The organism is Rhodococcus sp. GXMU-t2271, assembly GCF_041414735.1.
Classification (GTDB): domain Bacteria; phylum Actinomycetota; class Actinomycetes; order Mycobacteriales; family Mycobacteriaceae; genus Rhodococcus; species Rhodococcus indonesiensis.
On the sequence record NZ_JAUIZP010000057.1, the window covers coordinates 45470 to 61874 of the forward strand.

Sequence of the window (16405 nt, forward strand, 5' to 3'; positions counted from 1 at the left end):
TAACGGTTTCCAATAAGGAGAACCGCGCCCCTCCCGGCCGTCCGGCCGAACGTGATCACAGGAGATGGAACAGTGCGACTGCCTCGCCGAATGCGCGCCGCCACCGCGACCGTGGGCCTGACCTGCGCCGCCGCGCTCACCCTCGCCGCGTGCGGCAGCGACTCGGGCGACGGGGCCACCGGATCCGGCGAGATCCGCGTCGTCGCCTCCACCAACGTGTGGGGTTCGGTCGCGCAGGCCGTCGCCGGCGACCGCATCGAGGTGCAGTCCCTGATCACCGAACCGTCCGCCGACCCGCACTCGTACGAAGCCAGCCCCGCCGACGCGGCCGCGATCAGCGACGCCTCGCTCGTCGTCTACAACGGCGGCGGCTACGACCAGTTCGTCGACGACATCCTCGACTCCACCGGAGCCGGCGCCGCTACGGTCGACGCCATGGCCCTGTTCGAGTCCGGTACCGGCAGCGATCTCGACGACGGCCACGACCACTCGGCGGGCAGCGCACCCGAGGACGAAACCCATGCGTCCGAAGAACACGAGGGCGAGACCCATGCGGCCGAGGAAGGCGACGCGCACGCCGGGCACGACCACAGCGGCGTCAACGAGCACGTCTGGTACGACCTGGCCGCCGCCGACGCCGTCGCCCATGCCGTCGCCGACCGGCTCGCCGAGCTGGATCCGGCCGGGGCCGACACCTACCGCGCCAATGCCGACGCGTTCCACTCGCAGCTGCACGAGGTCACCGACGTGACCGCCGCGATCGCCGCCGCCCACGCGAACACCCCCGTCGCGCAGACCGAATCCATCGGCCACTACCTCGTCACGTCCGCGAAGCTCGAGGACCGCACCCCCGCCGACTTCACGAACGCGATCGAGAACGGCACCGACCCGTCGCCCGCCGCGATCGCCGCGACCCGCCAGTTGCTCCTCGACAAGCAGGTCGACGTCCTGATCCACAACCCCCAGACCGAGGACAAGGTCAGCCGCGACATGCGGGCGACCGCGGACTCCGCGGGCATCCCCGTCGTCGAAGTCACCGAGACCCTGCCCGAGGGTGTGGACTACATTCAGTGGCAGAAGCAGACGGCCGAGGCGCTCTCCGCCGCCCTCGACGCCGCCCGCTGACCCTTCGAGCAGGGCAAGGACATCACTTCCGTGACCACACCGGCCGACGTCACCCCGGACGGCACCGCCACGGCACCGGGCGCGCCTGCGACGGCCCCCGGCCTCAGCGCCGCCGTCGAACTCCGCAACGCGGGCATGGCCTTCGGCGACCGTGTCCTGTGGCGGGATCTCGATCTCACCGTCGAGCCCGGCGAGTTCGTCGCGGTGCTCGGCCCCAACGGCGCGGGCAAGTCCACGCTGCTGAAGGTCCTGCTCGGCCAGCTCCCGCTCAGCGGCGGCACCGCCACGATCGCCGGCGTGCCCGCCCGCACGGGCAACTCGCACGTCGGCTACGTGCCGCAACAGAAGTCGCTCGACGAGGGTGTGCCGCTGCGCGGACGCGACCTCGTCGGGCTCGGCGTCGACGGCCACCGCTGGGGCACCGGCCTGCGCTACTGGAAGGCCCGCCGGGGCGCCGTCGACGCCGCGATCCGGCAGGTCGGCGCCGAGGCCTACGCGAACGCCCCGATCGGCTCCCTCTCCGGCGGCGAGCAGCAACGGCTGCGCATCGCCCAAGCCCTCGTCGGCGACCCCCGGGTCATGCTCTGCGACGAACCGCTGCTCAGCCTGGACCTGGCCAACCAGCACCTCGTGTCGTCCCTCATCGACCGTCGCCGCCGCGAACACGGCACCGCCGTGCTGTTCGTCACCCACGAGATCAACCCGATCCTGCCGCTGGTGGACCGCGTGCTCTATCTCGTCGACGGACAGTTCCGCATCGGCACCCCGGCCGAGGTGATGACCTCCGAGGTGCTCTCCGAGCTGTACCGGACCGACGTCGAAGTCCTCGAGATCCGCGGCCGTCTCGTCGTCGTCGGCACCGGCGACGCCATCGACGCACTCGGCAGTGCCGGCGGACTGCGCCCCGGGGAGGGCGTCCACCACGACCATCACGAGGATCAGCATTGAGCAGCAAGTTCACCGACGCGATGGGCCGGATGTTCGACGTGCAGGCCACCGTCGACCTGCTCCAGTACGACTTCGTGCAGCAGGCGCTGCTCGCCGGCGCGATCCTCGGCCTGCTCGCGGGCGTGATCGGGCCGCTGGTGATCAGCCGTCAGATGGCGTTCTCCGTGCACGGCACCTCCGAACTCTCCCTCACCGGTGCCGCCGCGGCCCTGATCGTCGGGGTCTCCGTCGGGCTCGGGGCCGTGGTCGGTGCCGTGGTGGCGGCCGTCCTCTTCGGCGTTCTCGGCGCCCGCGCCCGCGAACGCGACTCGGTCATCGGCGTCGTCATGGCGTTCGGGCTCGGGCTGGCCGTGCTCCTGCTCTGGGCCTACGACGGCCGCACCGGCGCCGCGTTCTCCCTCCTCACCGGCCAGATCGTCGCGCCGGGCGGCACCGGCATCGCGTTGCTCGCCGCCTGCGCCGTCGGCGTCATCGGCACCATGCTGGTCATCTACCGGCCGCTGCTGTTCGCCAGCACCGACCCCGAGGTCGCCGCGGCACGCGGAGTGCCGGTGCGGGCGCTGTCCATCGTCTTCGCCGTTCTGGTCGGAATCACCGCCGCCCTCGGCGTGCAGATCGTCGGGGCGCTACTGGTGATGGCGCTGCTCATCACCCCGGCCGCCGCTGCGGCCCGCGTGGCGAGCGGCCCGCTGGCTGCGACGATGCTGGCCGTACTCTTCGCGGAGGTCTCCGCGGTCGGCGGCATCCTGCTCGCCCTCGCACCCGGGGTGCCGGTCTCGGCGTTCATCACCGCCATCGCATTCGTCATCTACCTGGCGTGCCGCGGGATCGGCGCGGCCCGGGCCCGGCGCGGCATCGGACGCGGGGAGGTCGCGCCGGCCCCGGCGACGGCCGCCGCCGTCACCACCTGAGTCCCGGGGTCCGGGGCCGTCCCGTACGCGGTGACTAACCTGCTGGCATGGCGACAGCGGAGCAGACGAGCGGACGAGACCGGGCACCCGGGCGCTGGGAGTTCTGGGTGGACCGCGGCGGCACCTTCACCGACGTGGTCGCCCGGCGGCCCGACGGCACCCTGGTGACCCACAAGCTGCTGTCGGAGAACCCGTCCCGCTACCGGGACGCGGCCGTGGCCGGGATCCGGGAGCTGCTCGGGGTACCGGCCGGCGAACCCGTCACCCCCGGCCTCGTCGAGCAGGTGCGCATGGGCACCACCGTCGCGACGAATGCGTTGCTCGAGCGCACGGGCGACCGGACCGCCCTGGTGATCACCTCAGGTTTTCGAGACGCGTTGCGCATCGGCTACCAGAACCGGCCGCGGATCTTCGACCGCAACATCGTGCTGCCCGAGCTGCTGTACGAGCGGGTGATCGAGGTCGACGAACGGATCGGAGCCGACGGCACGGTGCTGCGGGCCCCGGATCTGGACCGGCTCGAGCGCGATCTGAGGCAGGTGCGCGACGACGGGATCGACTCCGTCGCCGTAGTGTGCATGCACAGCCACCTGTATCCGCAGCACGAGCATGCCGTCGGCGACCTCGCCGAGCGTCTCGGCTTCGGCCAGATCTCCCTGTCCGCGGAGGCGAGCCCGCTGATGAAGCTCGTCCCGCGCGGCGACACCACCGTCGTCGACGCGTACCTGTCCCCCGTGCTCCGCCACTACGTCGACCGCGTGGCCGGCCAACTGCCGGGTGTCCGGCTGATGTTCATGCAGTCCAACGGCGGGCTCACCGAGGCGATGCACTTCCGCGGCAAGGACGCGATCCTCTCCGGTCCGGCCGGAGGCATCGTCGGCATGAGCCGGATGTCGGCCCTGGCCGGGTTCGGCAAGGTGATCGGGTTCGACATGGGTGGCACGTCGACGGACGTGTCGCACTTCGCGGGCGAATACGAGCGCGTCTTCCACACCGTCGTCGCCGGGGTGCGGTTGCGGGCCCCCATGATGGACATCCACACCGTCGCCGCCGGTGGCGGATCGATTCTGCACTTCGACGGCAGCCGGTACCGGGTGGGGCCCGACTCCGCCGGCGCCGACCCCGGTCCGGCCTGCTATCGGGGCGGCGGCCCGCTCACCGTCACCGATGCCAACGTCATGCTCGGGCGCGTGCAGCCCGCCCACTTCCCGCACGTGTTCGGCCCCGGCGGCGACGAACCGCTGGACGAGCAGACGGTGCGGGCGCGGTTCACCGCCCTGGCGGCCGAGATCCGGGAGGCGACCGGCGACGACCGCAGCCCCGAGGAGGTCGCCGCGGGCTTCCTGCAGATCGCGGTCGCGAACATGGCCAACGCCGTCAAGCACATCTCGGTGCAGAAGGGCCACGACGTCACCGAGTACGCCCTGACGACCTTCGGCGGGGCCGGCGGACAGCACGCCTGCGCGGTCGCCGACTCGCTCGGCATCCGGACCGTCCTCGTGCCGCCCCTGGCCGGTGTCCTGTCCGCGCTGGGCATGGGTCTCGCGGACACCACCGCGATGCGTGAGCAGTCCGTCGTCGTCGAACTGAACGACGAGGCGATGCCCCGGCTGCGCGACGTCGCCGCCGAACTCGAAGCTGCGGCGCGTACGGAACTGCTCGACGAGGACGTGCCCACCGAGCGCATCGACGTGACCGCCCGGGCACACCTGCGCTACGACGGCACCGACACCTCCGTGCCCGTCGCGCTCGCCGACCCGGCGACGATGACCGCGGAGTTCGAGGCCGTGCACCGGCGCACCTACTCGTTCCTCATGGACCGGCCGCTGATCGTCGACGCCGTCGCGGTCGAGGCCGTCGGGGCCACGCGCCGGCCCGATCTGTCCGGGCTCGGTCGCACCGACAGCGGCGCGACCGGGTCCACCCGCCCGCCCCGCGACACCGTCCGGATGTTCGTCGACGGGTCGTGGCGCGAGGCACCGCTGTACCGTCGTGAGCACCTGGCCCCCGGCGACTCCGTGGCCGGCCCGGCCATCGTCGCGGAGGACAACTCGACCACCGTCGTCGAGGCCGGCTGGGAGGCGGCGATGTCGGAACAGGGCCATCTCGTGCTGGCGCGGGTGCGCGCCCACGACGACGCGGCGGTGGGCACCCATGCCGATCCGGTGATGCTCGAGATCTTCAACAACCTGTTCATGTCGATCGCCGAGCAGATGGGCACGACTCTCGAGTCCACCGCGCAGTCCGTGAACATCAAGGAACGCCTGGACTTCTCGTGCGCGTTGTTCGATCCGGACGGAAACCTGATCGCGAATGCGCCGCACATCCCCGTCCATCTCGGCTCGATGGGGACGAGCGTGCAGGAAGTGGTGCGCCGCCGGCACGGGTCGATGAAGTCCGGTGACGTGTACGCGGTCAACGACCCGTACCACGGCGGTACCCACCTGCCGGACGTCACGGTGATCACGCCGGTGTTCGACGGGTCCGGCGAGCACATCCTCTTCTTCGTCGCCTCCCGCGGGCACCACGCCGAAATAGGCGGAACGACACCGGGTTCCATGCCCGCCGCCAGCCGCGACATCCGCGAGGAGGGTGTGCTGTTCGACAACTGGCTGCTCGTCGAGAACGGGGCCTTCCGGGAAACCGAGACGCGGGCGCTGCTCAGCGGTGGCCCATACCCGTCCCGGAACCCCGACACCAACCTGGCGGATCTGCGCGCCCAGGTCGCGGCCAATGCTCGCGGCGTGGTCGAGGTGGGCCGGATGATCGACCACTTCGGTCTCGACGTCGTCGAGGCCTACATGCGGCACGTGCAGGACAACGCCGAGGAGGAAGTGCGCCGTGTCGTCGACCGTCTCCACGACGGCGAGTACCGCTACGAGATGGACTCCGGTGCGGTGATCGCGGTCCGGATCACCGTCGACCGGCAGGCACGTTCGGCGACGATCGACTTCACCGGTACGTCACCACAACTCGCGTCGAACTTCAATGCGCCCTCCTCGGTCGCGCGGGCCGCGACACTGTACGTCTTCCGCACGCTGGTCGCCGACGACATCCCCCTCAACGACGGCTGTCTGCGTCCGCTGCGCATCGTCGTACCCGACGGGTCGATGCTCGCCCCCGAATTCCCCGCCGCGGTCGTCGCGGGCAACGTCGAGACGTCGCAGGCAGTCACCGGCGCGCTCTACGCGGCGCTGCGGGTGCAGGCCGAGGGTGCCGGGACCATGAACAACGTCACCTTCGGCAACGAGCGGTACCAGTACTACGAGACGCTCGGCTCCGGGTCGGGCGCGGGCGAGGGGTTCGACGGGACATCGGTGGTGCAGACCCACATGACCAATTCGCGACTCACCGATCCGGAGGTACTGGAGTGGCGCCTGCCGGTGTTGCTGGAAGCGTTCACGATTCGGCACGGCAGCGGCGGCGACGGCAGGTGGCGCGGCGGTGACGGCGCCGTGCGGCGGCTCCGGTTCCTCGAGCCGATGACCGTCAGCACGCTGTCCGGGCACCGGCGCGTGCCGCCGTACGGGATGGCCGGCGGCGAGCCGGGAGCCCTGGGCGGCAACCGCGTCGAGCGCGCCGACGGCACCGTCACCCGCATGGCCGGCTGCGACTCCGTCGAGGTCGGGGTCGATGACGTGCTCGTGGTCGAGACTCCGGGTGGAGGCGGCTACGGACGGTAGGGCGAACGGGACTCCGCGTCAGGATCCAGTTCCCGCAGGACGGGCAGCGCGAAGCACACCGCCGCGACACCGACCATCGGCAGGGCCAGCGCGAAGAACGTCGTGCGCACCCCCGTCGAGTCGATCAGGGGCCCGGCGACCAGGATCCCGGCCGGGCCCGCCGCGTACGCGGTCGAGGTCATCACGCCGACGACACGGCCCCGCATGTGCTCCGGGCTGCGGGTCTGCATGGCCCAGTTCACGATCGGCCCCACCGGGCCGTACGCCAGGCCGATGAGGATGCCCAGCAGCACGAGGACCCACAGCGACGGCAGGAACGCCATGCCGATGGTCGCCGCACCCAGCACCGTGACCGCGACGAGCATCAGGGTGCGGCGCCGCAGACGCGACGCGAAGGCACCGTAGGCCAGGGCTCCCACCAGCCCACCGACACTCACCGACATCATCACCCAGCCGAGCCGGGCCGGTGCGTCCATGCCGGTGAAGTAGGTCGGAAGCAGCACCGACTCGATCGGGAGGAACAATGCCACGATGACCATGTCGACCAGTGCGAGCGTGCGCAGCAACCGGTCTCGCCACACGAACTGCATCCCCTCGAGCGTGCCGGCCCACAGCGACGCCGGCCGGGTGGACCGGTCGGGCCGGCCGGCGTGCTCGAGCCGGAGGAAGGTGAGGGTGACGAGGGAGAGCACGAAGCACGCCGACGTCACCCACAGGGTGTTCACGGGGCCGACGGCTGCGATGAGGACGCCGCCGATACCCGGGCCGATCAGGTAGGCAAGGTTGTAGTTCGCCTCGTAGAGACTGTTGGCGCGGTCCAGTGACCACCCGGCGGCGCGGGTCGCCGCCGGCAGCATCGATTCGCGCGCCGAGATGCCCGCCGGGTCGAAGACGGCGCCGAGGGCCGCGAGCACGGCCAGCAGGGGCACCGAGAGTCCGACGGTCGCGGCGAGGACCGGGACGGCCGCGACCGACAGCGCCGAGAGCGCATCGGAGACCAGTGCGGTGCGCCGTCGCCCGAAACGGTCGACCACGGTCCCGGTGAGCAGGCTCGCCAGCAGCAGCGGCACGGTGCCTGCGCCGGCGACGATCGCCGCGTCGGTGGCCCGGCCCGTCTGTTCGAGCACCAGCCACGGCAGTGCGACGACCACGATGCCGTTGCCGGTGGCGGACAGCAGGGTGGCAACGCCGAGCAGGGTCAGTGGCGCGAAGCGGCGGGTGGTCAGGTCGAGGGTGGTCACGTCGATCGGCATTCACTCGGAGGCGGGGGTGCCGCGACGCTAGCAGGCGCACGGGACCCGGCACGAGTGATTTTCGGCCGGGGACGCCGTCCCTGACGGGCCGCGAGGTGCGCCGCGGCATCGGGGTCCGATGCCGCGGCGCACGAGGCGACCGGCGGGTCCGTCGCCCGGCTGCCGCTACCGGAGCACCTCGGCGGATACTCGGCGCGACCTCATCCCCATCGCGGTGGCGGCACTCGCGAGCGCGACCACTGCGATCGCCCACCATGCGTACGTGAACACCGCCAACGTCTCGGCGTCGGCCGAACCGAACTCGCCGAGAATGGCGACCAGCATGGACACGCCCAGCACGTACCCCATCTGACGGCTGGTGTTGACCACCGCACTGCCCGTGGACACTCGTGCGGGCGGCAGATCGACCGTGGCCTTGGCCAGGAGATTGGGCAGCGAGAAGCCGACGCCCACACCGACGAGGAGCCAACCCGGCAGCACCTGCGTGGCGTAGTGCACTTCTTCGGTGGCGCTGACGGCCAGCACGATCACACCGACGCCGACGAGCACGTTGCCGATCGCGACGAGGGTGGACGGCGCGAGACGATTCGACAGGCGCTGGCTCACCGCCGCGAAGATCGGCACCATCAGCGGACTGGGTGCCACCGCCAGACCCGTGACCAGGGCGCTGTAGTGCGCACCCGTCTGCAATCGGAGGATCACGCTCAGCAGTACCGCGCCGAAGGCCGTGCAGAACAGCAGGGCGGTGACGTTCGACCAGAAGAAGGACCGCACCCGCAGCAGCGCGGGATCCACGACCGGCGCCGGGTGCCGTCGCATCCGGACGGCCACTGCGGCGAGCCCGACGACGGCGACCGCGAAGGCGGTCAGGGTGCCGGTTCCCGACCAGCCCCACTCCTGCCCCTTCACCAGCGCGAGGGCGAGCGAGCCGAGGGCCACCGCGAGCACCGTCGCGCCGAGGAGGTCGGGAATCCGCGTCACGGTGGCGTCCTTCGTCTCGGGCAGCAGCGCGACGGCCCCCACCACCGCCGCGATGCCGACCGGCACGTTGATCAGGAACACCCACTGCCAGGACACCTTCACGAGCGCCCCGCCGATCACCGGCCCGACCGCTGCGGCCAGGGAGGTCGACGTGGCCCAGATCTTCACCGCCGTGGCGCGCCGCTCGGGCGGCAGTGCCGTCAGCAGCAGACCCAGGCTCGTGGGGGTCAGGGCCGCCGCACCGACCGCCTGCAGGACCCGGAATCCGACGAGCCACCACAGTGTCGGACCGAACGCGCACGCCAGGCTCGCGACCGTGAACACCACGAGCCCCACGACGAACCCTGCCCTGCGACCGTATCGGTCGGCCAGGCGGCCGGCCGGAATAAGAAGGGCCGCATACACAATGGTGTACGCATTCAGGACCCAGCTCAGGTCCGCCAGGGACGATCCGGGATACCCCTCCCCGATCGCGGCGAAGGCGACACTGACGACGAACACGTCGAGCATCGCCATGAACGCCGCCGAACACAGTACGAGCAACATGAGATTGGATCGGTCCCGAACCGGGGCGTCGCCCGTCTGCTCGCCGACCATCGTCCGACTTGATTCGACCATGGTCCGACTCTAAACGGCTGACTATGGTCTACACAAGTCTGGTTCGGTCGGCTGACGAAACATTCTGTCCAGCAGTGCCTTCGCGTCGACGAGACGCTCCTGTGGACCTGAACGGCGCGAGCGACCCCCGCAGCGATGTGCGCCGAAGGGTGAGAGCGTCGCGCACATAGTTCCTGGTCTGCCAGGGATCCCGATCTCCGTGACGCGGAAACCGATCGACCGACCGGCGGATGTAGCCCGACGACAGATCCAGGAAGGGACGCGCCGCCAACGTCTCCTCCCGGCGCGGCACCACCGGCACCTGTCCGTTGCGGTCGATATGGCGCAGCACCCTGCACATCACGCGCGCGTTGAGATCCGCGCGCAACGTCCACGACGCATTCGCATATCCGATCCCCGCCGCGAAATTCGGCACCCCGGTCACCATCGTGCCCTGCCAGAGGAACTCGTCGGACATCGTCACCGGCCGGCCGTCCACGACGAAGTCGATGCCGCCGAACACCTGCATCTGCAATCCGGTTGCGGTGACGACGATATCGGCTTCGAGGACGCGCCCCGACCGCAGCCGGATCCCCGCCGGGAGGAACCGGTCGACGTGGTCGGTGACCATCGTGACCGTGCCGTGCCGGATCGCGGTGAACAGATCCTCGTCCACGACGGCACACAGCCTCTGATCCCACGGCGCATAGGTGGGAGTGAAGTGCTCGGCGACGGCGTCCCGATCCTGCAGGGAGCGGGTGACCAGACCGGTCAGCAGCGACCGCGCGGCCCGCGGATACCGGCGACAGAACCAGTACAGCGAGCCGGTGAAGGCGATGTTCTTCGCACGCATCAACCGATGGGCTGCGAGCGGCGGCAGCACCGCCCGCGCCCAGTCCGCAGCGACGTCCCGGCGCGGAATCGGGAACACCCACGTGGGTGAGCGCTGCAGCATCGTGACGTGCTCCGCGTGCTCCGCCATCGACGGCGCCAAGGTGATGGCCGTGGCTCCGCTCCCGATGATCACGACGCGTCGGCCCGTGTAGTCCAGTTCCTCTGGCCAGAACTGCGGATGGACCACCGTTCCGGTGAACGACTCGATGCCCTCGAATTCGGGGGTGTATGCGCGTTCGTAGTCGTAGTACCCGGCACAGGCGTAGAGGAACGCACACGTCACGGTGCTGCGGGCCACCTCGTCCGGGCCGACCCGCTGTTCGACGGTGAGACTCCACCGCGAGCGGGCCGAATCCCACGACGCCTCGACGACACGGCTGTTGTACCGGATCCTGCCGTCGAGGCCGCCCTCCGCCGCGGCCTCCTCGAGATAGTGCAGAATCGCCTGCCGGCCGGCGATCGCGTCCGCGCCGCGCCACGGCTTGAACGGGTAACTCAGGGTGAACATGTCGGAGTCGGATCGGACACCCGGATAGGTGAACAGACTCCAGGTGCCACCGAGACACGGGCGTGCCTCGAAGACGGCGAACGTCTTGTCCGGAAGTTCCCGTCCGAGACGACAGGCGGCGCCGATACCGGACAGTCCGGCCCCCACGATGACGACATCGAAGTGCTCGGTCATTTCCGGTTCCGATCCGCTGCGGCGGTGAACGGATTGGTCACGGCCAGTACCCGCTGATACCCCGCTCCGGTCACCCGCTGAAACATGTCGAGCCCCTTCGCCTCCCAGCCGATCACCACGCGCGCCCTGCGGCGTCGCACCCCGGTGACGATGGCCCGGGCCGCCATCTCCGGTGAATGGAACGCCAGCCGCCGATCGAAGATCTCCGCGACCGCCGCCGCGTCGATCCCCCGAGCCGTCGTCGCGTTGCGTGCCACCGCAGTCCTGATCCCACCCGGATGCACGCACGTGACCCGGACCGGAAGCCGTTCGGCGATCATCTCCTGGCGCAGCGCCTCGGTGAACCCTCGAACGGCGAACTTCGCCGAGTTGTACGCGCTCTGCCCGCCCAGCGAGAGCAAGCCGAACAGGCTCGAGATGTTGACGACGTGACCGTCGCCCGACGCGACGAGGTGCGGCAGGAACGCCTTCGTCCCGTGTACGACGCCCCAGTAGTCCACCGCCAGGACGCGTTCCATGTCGGCGAAGTCCGACTCCAGGACACTGCCGAAATAGGCGATGCCCGCGTTGTTGTACACCTGGTGCACGATGCCGAACTCCGCAACCACCTCCTCGGCGTACCGCGAGACGGCGTCTCGATCGGACACGTCGAGAAGTGCCGTCGACACGTGGGCACCGAGGGATTCACATCGGCGCGCAGTCTCGGCCAGATTGCTGCCGTCGATGTCGGAGAGCGCGAGTCGCGCACCCCGACCGGCCAGGTTCTCGGCGAGTGCGCGGCCGATTCCGGACCCGGCACCGGTGACCACACACGTCTTTCCCGTGAACACGGTCGGGCTCACAGCGTCACCGCCTTCGTGGTGCGTCGCCGGGCCACTACGCGAGCTCCCCGCGACGGAACGGTCGTGATGTTGCGTGCCTTCTGCTTCTCCGGATGCCGGCCGGGCGGGCTGAGATCGTAGGCGCGCAGCACCTCCCGCAGGACGACCGTCATCTCCATGGCCGCGAACGCGGCACCCGGACACCGGCGTGCACCGCCGCCGAACGGAATCCAGGTGTTCGGCGCGGGTTGGACGCCCAGGAACCGCTCCGGCCGGAACTCGCCCGGTGATTCGTGATGCTCGGGGTCGGCGTGGACGATGCCGATCGCGGGGAGCACGGTGATGCCCGCGGGCAGCCGGTATCCGCCCAGGTCGACAGGTGCGGTGAGCTGCCGGGCCACATCCTGGATCACCGGCTTGATGCGCAGCGCCTCCCTGGCCACCGCGCCGAGATACTCGTCGTCCCACGTGTCCGCCGCCTTCTGCGCGGCCGCCAGCACGCCGGGGTTGCGGACCAGTTCGTGGAAGGCCCACGCCAGCCCCGTGGCCGTGGTGTCGTGCCCGGCCAGGAGAATGGAGATGAGCTGATCACGCAGTTCTGCATCGCCGAGCCCACCGTCTGCGTCCTCCACCGCGGCCTGCACCAGCCGGGAGAGCACGTCGGTCCGGTCGTGCAGGTCGCCTGCGACCCGGCGTTCGGAGATCTCGGCGTAGACGATCTCGTCGAATCTGCGCTGATGCTTCCAATGCGTGCTCCAGGGCCGGATCCGCGCAAGCTTCGGGCTGTGCAGTCCCATCAACGTGATCGGGTCGATCTCCGTGATGTGCCGGATCGAGGGTCGCAACTCGGCGAGGCGGTCGGGCGCGGTGACACCCAGCACGACGGTGAGGATGACCTCCAGCATGAGGTCCTGCAGCCGCCCCAATGTGGCGAAGGGGCGGCCCACGGGCCATTGCGCGACCTCGTGCCGGACCAGCGTGGTCACGTCGTCGCGGTAGCCCTGCAGTGCCCGAGCGCTGAACGCGGGCGTGAGCAGCCGCCGGACCCGCCTGTGCCGGTCCTCGTCGGTGACCAGCACGGCGTGCTCGCCCATGACCGGACGCATGATGGCGTTGCCCTCGCCGGCATGGTAGATCTCGGGGCTGCCGGCGAAGACCGTCCGGATGTCCTCCTGCCGTCCGAGCACCACCATGGGCCGGTACGGCGCGGTGGGCTTGATCAGGAAGGTGTCACCGTAGCGCCGCGTGAGCACGGGATAGATACGATGCCGCGCCAGCGTGAACAGCAGGGTCTGGACCACGGCGGGCAACCTCGGGCCGGGCGGCAGCGATGTCGGAGGATGCGCGGTTTCGGATCGGGACAGGGTCATCGTGGTTCCTCGAGTGAGACGGTGCCGGCCCCGGACCGGGACTCGGCGGGTCGCGCGCCGGGTTGCTCTTCGGCAGCGCGGTCGGAGCGACCGACGGCGCGGCGCAGGATGGGTGGGGCCATGACGGACGTGACGACGGCGACCAGGACCAGGGCCGTGTACGCCTCGGTGCCGAGCACCCCCAGGCTCAGGCCGACGGTGGCGATGATCACCTCCACCACACCGCGTGCGTTCATCCCGGCCCCCAGAGCGACACATTCCGCGCGGTCGAGACCGCTGAGTCTGCCGCCGACGAACGCACCGGCGAACTTCCCGGCGACGGCCACGACGAGGAGCCCGGCCGTCGCCAGCAGGACACCGGGCCGGAGCAGACCGGACAGGTCCATCCGGAGCCCTGCGGTGGCGAAGAACAGCGGGGCGAGGACCGACATGACAACCGCATGCAAGGGTGCGAGGACCGGCGCCCGCACGCCGCCGGAGCCGACGAGGACACCGGCGACGAATGCACCCAGGATCGGCTCCAGTCCCATGGCGTGCGTGGCCGCCGCACCGCCGAGGACGAGGATCACCGCCGTGCTCACCATCGCAGTCGAATCGCGTGACGCCTCGGCGTGGCGCACCGCGCGGCGCACGAGCATCCTGCCGACCGTCGCGGCGAAGAGCACGACACCGACAAGACATCCGACCGGCTCCAGCACGTCCGATGCCCCCAGTTCCCCGGCCGTCACCAACGCGGACACCAGCGAGAGCAGGAACCAGGCGATGACGTCGTCGATCACCGCTGCGGACAGGACGAGTTGCCCGATCTTGCCGTCGGTCAGCCCGAGTTCCATGAGCACCTTGGCGATGACCGGGACTGCGGTCACGCAGATCGCCACCCCGACGAACATCGCGAAGACGGCCGGGCTCGTGCCCTCCGGACGCATGGGGGGCGGCGCGATCGCACCGATGCCGACACCGAGTGCGAGGGGAATCAGCAGGCCGGCAAGGCTGATCTTGGCTGCCGGGCCGGCCAGCCGTCGCAGACGCCCGACGTCCACGTGCATTCCCGCCAGACCGACGAGCAGCAGTACGCCGAACTGGCCGACGGCGTCGAGAAGGTGGACCTGCCCGCCCTCCGCAGGGAACAGCCACCCCCACACGCCGGGAGCCACGTGCGCCAGGACGGACGGCCCGAGCAGCACTCCGGCCAGCAACTCTCCGGCAAGGGTGGGCAGGCCGAGTCTGACCGCCAGACCGCCGAGGACCCGCGCACACAGCAACAGCACGGTGACCTGCACCAGGAAGACCAGCAACCAGTGCGCCGGCAGCGGCGCGTTGAGGTCGAGTGCCGATGTCATCGGATTCGCCTAGTCGAGTCCGCCGACCCGACGCCAGTCCCGGTTCCGATACGACACCATGTCGCGGGCCACCTGCATGCTCAGCCCGCTGCCGTGGCGCAGCTCCGACAGATACAACTTGCCCGCTTCCTTAGCCACTCCGGCGAATCCGTTGGTGAAGTAGGTTCCGCGGATGTGGGGCGGACTGGCGTACTTGCCCCACAGCAGAAGCCGGGTCATATCCCACAGCGTGAACTCACCCGTGGGCAGACGATTGTCCGGGTCCAGCGCTCGCCAACCGGTCCACCGCGCGGACGGAACCAGCTCGCTCTCCTTCAGCGCGACGTGGATGCGGTGGCCGGCCTCGGTCGCGTCGATCTCCTTGTCGCGGTATGCCTGCATCGCCGCGCACGCCGCATCGAACATCGCAGCGAACCGCGGATTGTCGACGGCCTGCAACCCGCGGTAGGGCGGTTGCTCCAACCGATCGAACACCGCCTTGTCCCTGGTCTTCTCGTACTCCATGACGGTCTGCATCTGCGCGTTGGCGCCGTACATGGTGGCCAGGCACCACACCCGGTGCCACGCATTCCACAGGTCGAAATGGTCCCAGGAGGTGTACGAGAAGCTGACGAGATCGTCGTAGTACCGGAACGACCGCTTCGTCCAGGTCTGGACGTACTCGAACCGCTCCACCGAGAAGTCGCCCTCCCGGACCGCGGAGATCAGCCGGTGACCGAGTGCGTTCAGGATCATCATGGTGACCGCGAGACCGCTGGAGAACAGCGGATCGATGAAGTCGGACGCGTGCGGGAGCAGGACCCAGCGATCGCCGACGATCTGCTTCGAGGCGAACTGGCTCCGGTTCGAGGACGTGTACGGCCGCACCGCCCGGGCCGCCCGCATCTGCCGCTGGATCGTGGGAAAGCGGTTGACGTGCGCCCAGAACTCCTCCTCCGGCGTCTCGTCGTCTCGCTTCGGGTACACGTCGATGTCGAGATTGATCCCGACACTGCACAGTTGACTGGTGGTGCCCACGTGGTTGTCGAAGGGAATCACCCACGCCCAGCCGCCCTCGAACAGGTGGTGCAGCGTTCCCTGGGAGAACGGGCTCGGCATCAGGTGCTGCTTGCGCGGCGGGGCCACGCGGTCGAACGGTTCGACACCCACGAAGTGATTGAAGATCGTGCGGGACCGGGTCCGGTACGGCGGGTCGATGCGCAGATCGAGCTGCTCGCCGAGCAGACTGCGCATGCCTCCCGCGTCCACCACGAAGCCGGCCCGGAAGTCACCGCTCGACGCGGTCCGGATGGTTGCCCCGTCGGAGTCGAAGTCGACCGCGGTGACCGGCGTGTAGGTCAGACCCGTCGCACCGTACGACAGCGCGACCTGGAACATGTAGGCGTCGACGTCCTGCCGGAAGAAGTGCGAATCCGGGCCGATGGGCGGGCTCCACGTCGGATGCTGTGTGCATTCCTCGGCCGCGAACGGCTCTCCTTCGCGGTGGTACGCGAATCCGAAATTGCGTTTCACCCCGGATGCGGCACTGACCTTCCGCCGAAGTGTGTTGTGCCCGGCCAGGTATCCCAGCTCCGGGACGTCGTAGCGACGCGCCAGCACCCGCAGCCCGACGATCGTCTCCGGCACCGTCGACTCCCCGATCGCGAAGCGTGGATGTCCGCCGGCTTCGATCATCACGACCCGGACGCCGTTGCGGGCGAGGATCGCCGCGAGCGCGGTTCCGCCGATGCCGCCACCGATGATGGCGACGTCGAAGGTGCGGGTGTCGTCGGCCACATCGGGTCTACTGATTTCCAGCAT

Annotated in this window: 11 protein-coding genes; 4 read left to right on the forward strand and 7 right to left on the reverse strand. The window is 69.9% G+C overall.

Going from position 1 to position 16405, the window contains the following annotated elements; all coding sequences use genetic code 11:
• Window positions 1-72 precede the first annotated feature (72 nt).
• The 4 genes from QYS60_RS20320 (at window position 73) to QYS60_RS20335 (ending at window position 6667) form a co-directional block, all read left to right on the forward strand.
• Window positions 73-1125 carry a metal ABC transporter solute-binding protein, Zn/Mn family gene (locus QYS60_RS20320; RefSeq protein ID WP_371384108.1) on the forward strand — a complete coding sequence of 351 codons (1053 nt, stop codon included), beginning with the start codon at window positions 73-75 and terminating at the stop codon, window positions 1123-1125.
• Between the two features lie 135 nt (window positions 1126-1260).
• Window positions 1261-2073 (forward strand): metal ABC transporter ATP-binding protein, encoded by an 813-nt coding sequence (locus QYS60_RS20325; protein ID WP_052033949.1) that lies wholly within the window; start codon window positions 1261-1263, stop codon window positions 2071-2073.
• A complete protein-coding gene (locus QYS60_RS20330; protein WP_289377135.1) occupies window positions 2070-2984 on the forward strand; it encodes a metal ABC transporter permease in 915 nt (304 codons plus the stop codon). Before QYS60_RS20325 ends, QYS60_RS20330 begins: the two co-directional genes overlap by 4 nt.
• A gap of 47 nt (window positions 2985-3031) precedes the next feature.
• Window positions 3032-6667 carry a hydantoinase B/oxoprolinase family protein gene (locus QYS60_RS20335; RefSeq protein WP_289377134.1) on the forward strand — a complete coding sequence of 1212 codons (3636 nt, stop codon included), beginning with the start codon at window positions 3032-3034 and terminating at the stop codon, window positions 6665-6667.
• Here the strand turns inward: QYS60_RS20335 and QYS60_RS20340 are convergent.
• From QYS60_RS20340 to QYS60_RS20370, 7 genes are all read right to left on the reverse strand, one after another.
• A complete protein-coding gene (locus QYS60_RS20340) occupies window positions 6655-7920 on the reverse strand; it encodes an MFS transporter (protein ID WP_289377133.1) in 1266 nt (421 codons plus the stop codon). The two genes, QYS60_RS20335 and QYS60_RS20340, sit on opposite strands and share 13 nt — an antisense overlap.
• 165 nt (window positions 7921-8085) lie before the next feature.
• Window positions 8086-9498, reverse strand: coding sequence for a DHA2 family efflux MFS transporter permease subunit (locus QYS60_RS20345; RefSeq protein ID WP_371384132.1), 1413 nt, complete (start codon window positions 9496-9498; stop codon window positions 8086-8088).
• 49 nt (window positions 9499-9547) lie between these two features.
• Entirely contained in the window at window positions 9548-11074 is a 1527-nt protein-coding gene (locus QYS60_RS20350; protein WP_289377131.1) for an NAD(P)/FAD-dependent oxidoreductase, read from the reverse strand.
• A complete protein-coding gene (locus tag QYS60_RS20355) occupies window positions 11071-11916 on the reverse strand; it encodes an SDR family oxidoreductase (RefSeq protein ID WP_289377130.1) in 846 nt (281 codons plus the stop codon). Before QYS60_RS20355 ends, QYS60_RS20350 begins: the two co-directional genes overlap by 4 nt.
• Window positions 11913-13265, reverse strand: coding sequence for a cytochrome P450 (locus QYS60_RS20360; protein ID WP_289377129.1), 1353 nt, complete (start codon window positions 13263-13265; stop codon window positions 11913-11915). Before QYS60_RS20360 ends, QYS60_RS20355 begins: the two co-directional genes overlap by 4 nt.
• Window positions 13262-14605: a cation:proton antiporter gene (locus tag QYS60_RS20365; protein ID WP_289377128.1), complete on the reverse strand. Its 1344-nt coding sequence runs from the start codon at window positions 14603-14605 to the stop codon at window positions 13262-13264. The genes QYS60_RS20360 and QYS60_RS20365 overlap by 4 nt, the downstream gene beginning before the upstream one ends.
• Before the next feature lie 9 nt (window positions 14606-14614).
• Window positions 14615-16405, reverse strand: coding sequence for an NAD(P)/FAD-dependent oxidoreductase (locus QYS60_RS20370; RefSeq protein WP_371384109.1), 1791 nt, complete (start codon window positions 16403-16405; stop codon window positions 14615-14617).

Coding starts and splice junctions, on each gene's coding strand:
- QYS60_RS20340 (WP_289377133.1), bottom strand. CDS start 7,920: ATGCCGATCGACGTGACCACCCTCGACCTGACCACCCGCCGCTTCGCG.
- QYS60_RS20335 (WP_289377134.1), top strand. CDS start 3,032: ATGGCGACAGCGGAGCAGACGAGCGGACGAGACCGGGCACCCGGGCGC.
- QYS60_RS20360 (WP_289377129.1), bottom strand. CDS start 13,265: ATGACCCTGTCCCGATCCGAAACCGCGCATCCTCCGACATCGCTGCCG.
- QYS60_RS20370 (WP_371384109.1), bottom strand. CDS start 16,405: ATGCTGGAAATCAGTAGACCCGATGTGGCCGACGACACCCGCACCTTC.
- QYS60_RS20350 (WP_289377131.1), bottom strand. CDS start 11,074: ATGACCGAGCACTTCGATGTCGTCATCGTGGGGGCCGGACTGTCCGGT.
- QYS60_RS20365 (WP_289377128.1), bottom strand. CDS start 14,605: ATGACATCGGCACTCGACCTCAACGCGCCGCTGCCGGCGCACTGGTTG.
- QYS60_RS20345 (WP_371384132.1), bottom strand. CDS start 9,498: ATGGTCGGCGAGCAGACGGGCGACGCCCCGGTTCGGGACCGATCCAAT.
- QYS60_RS20325 (WP_052033949.1), top strand. CDS start 1,261: ATGGCCTTCGGCGACCGTGTCCTGTGGCGGGATCTCGATCTCACCGTC.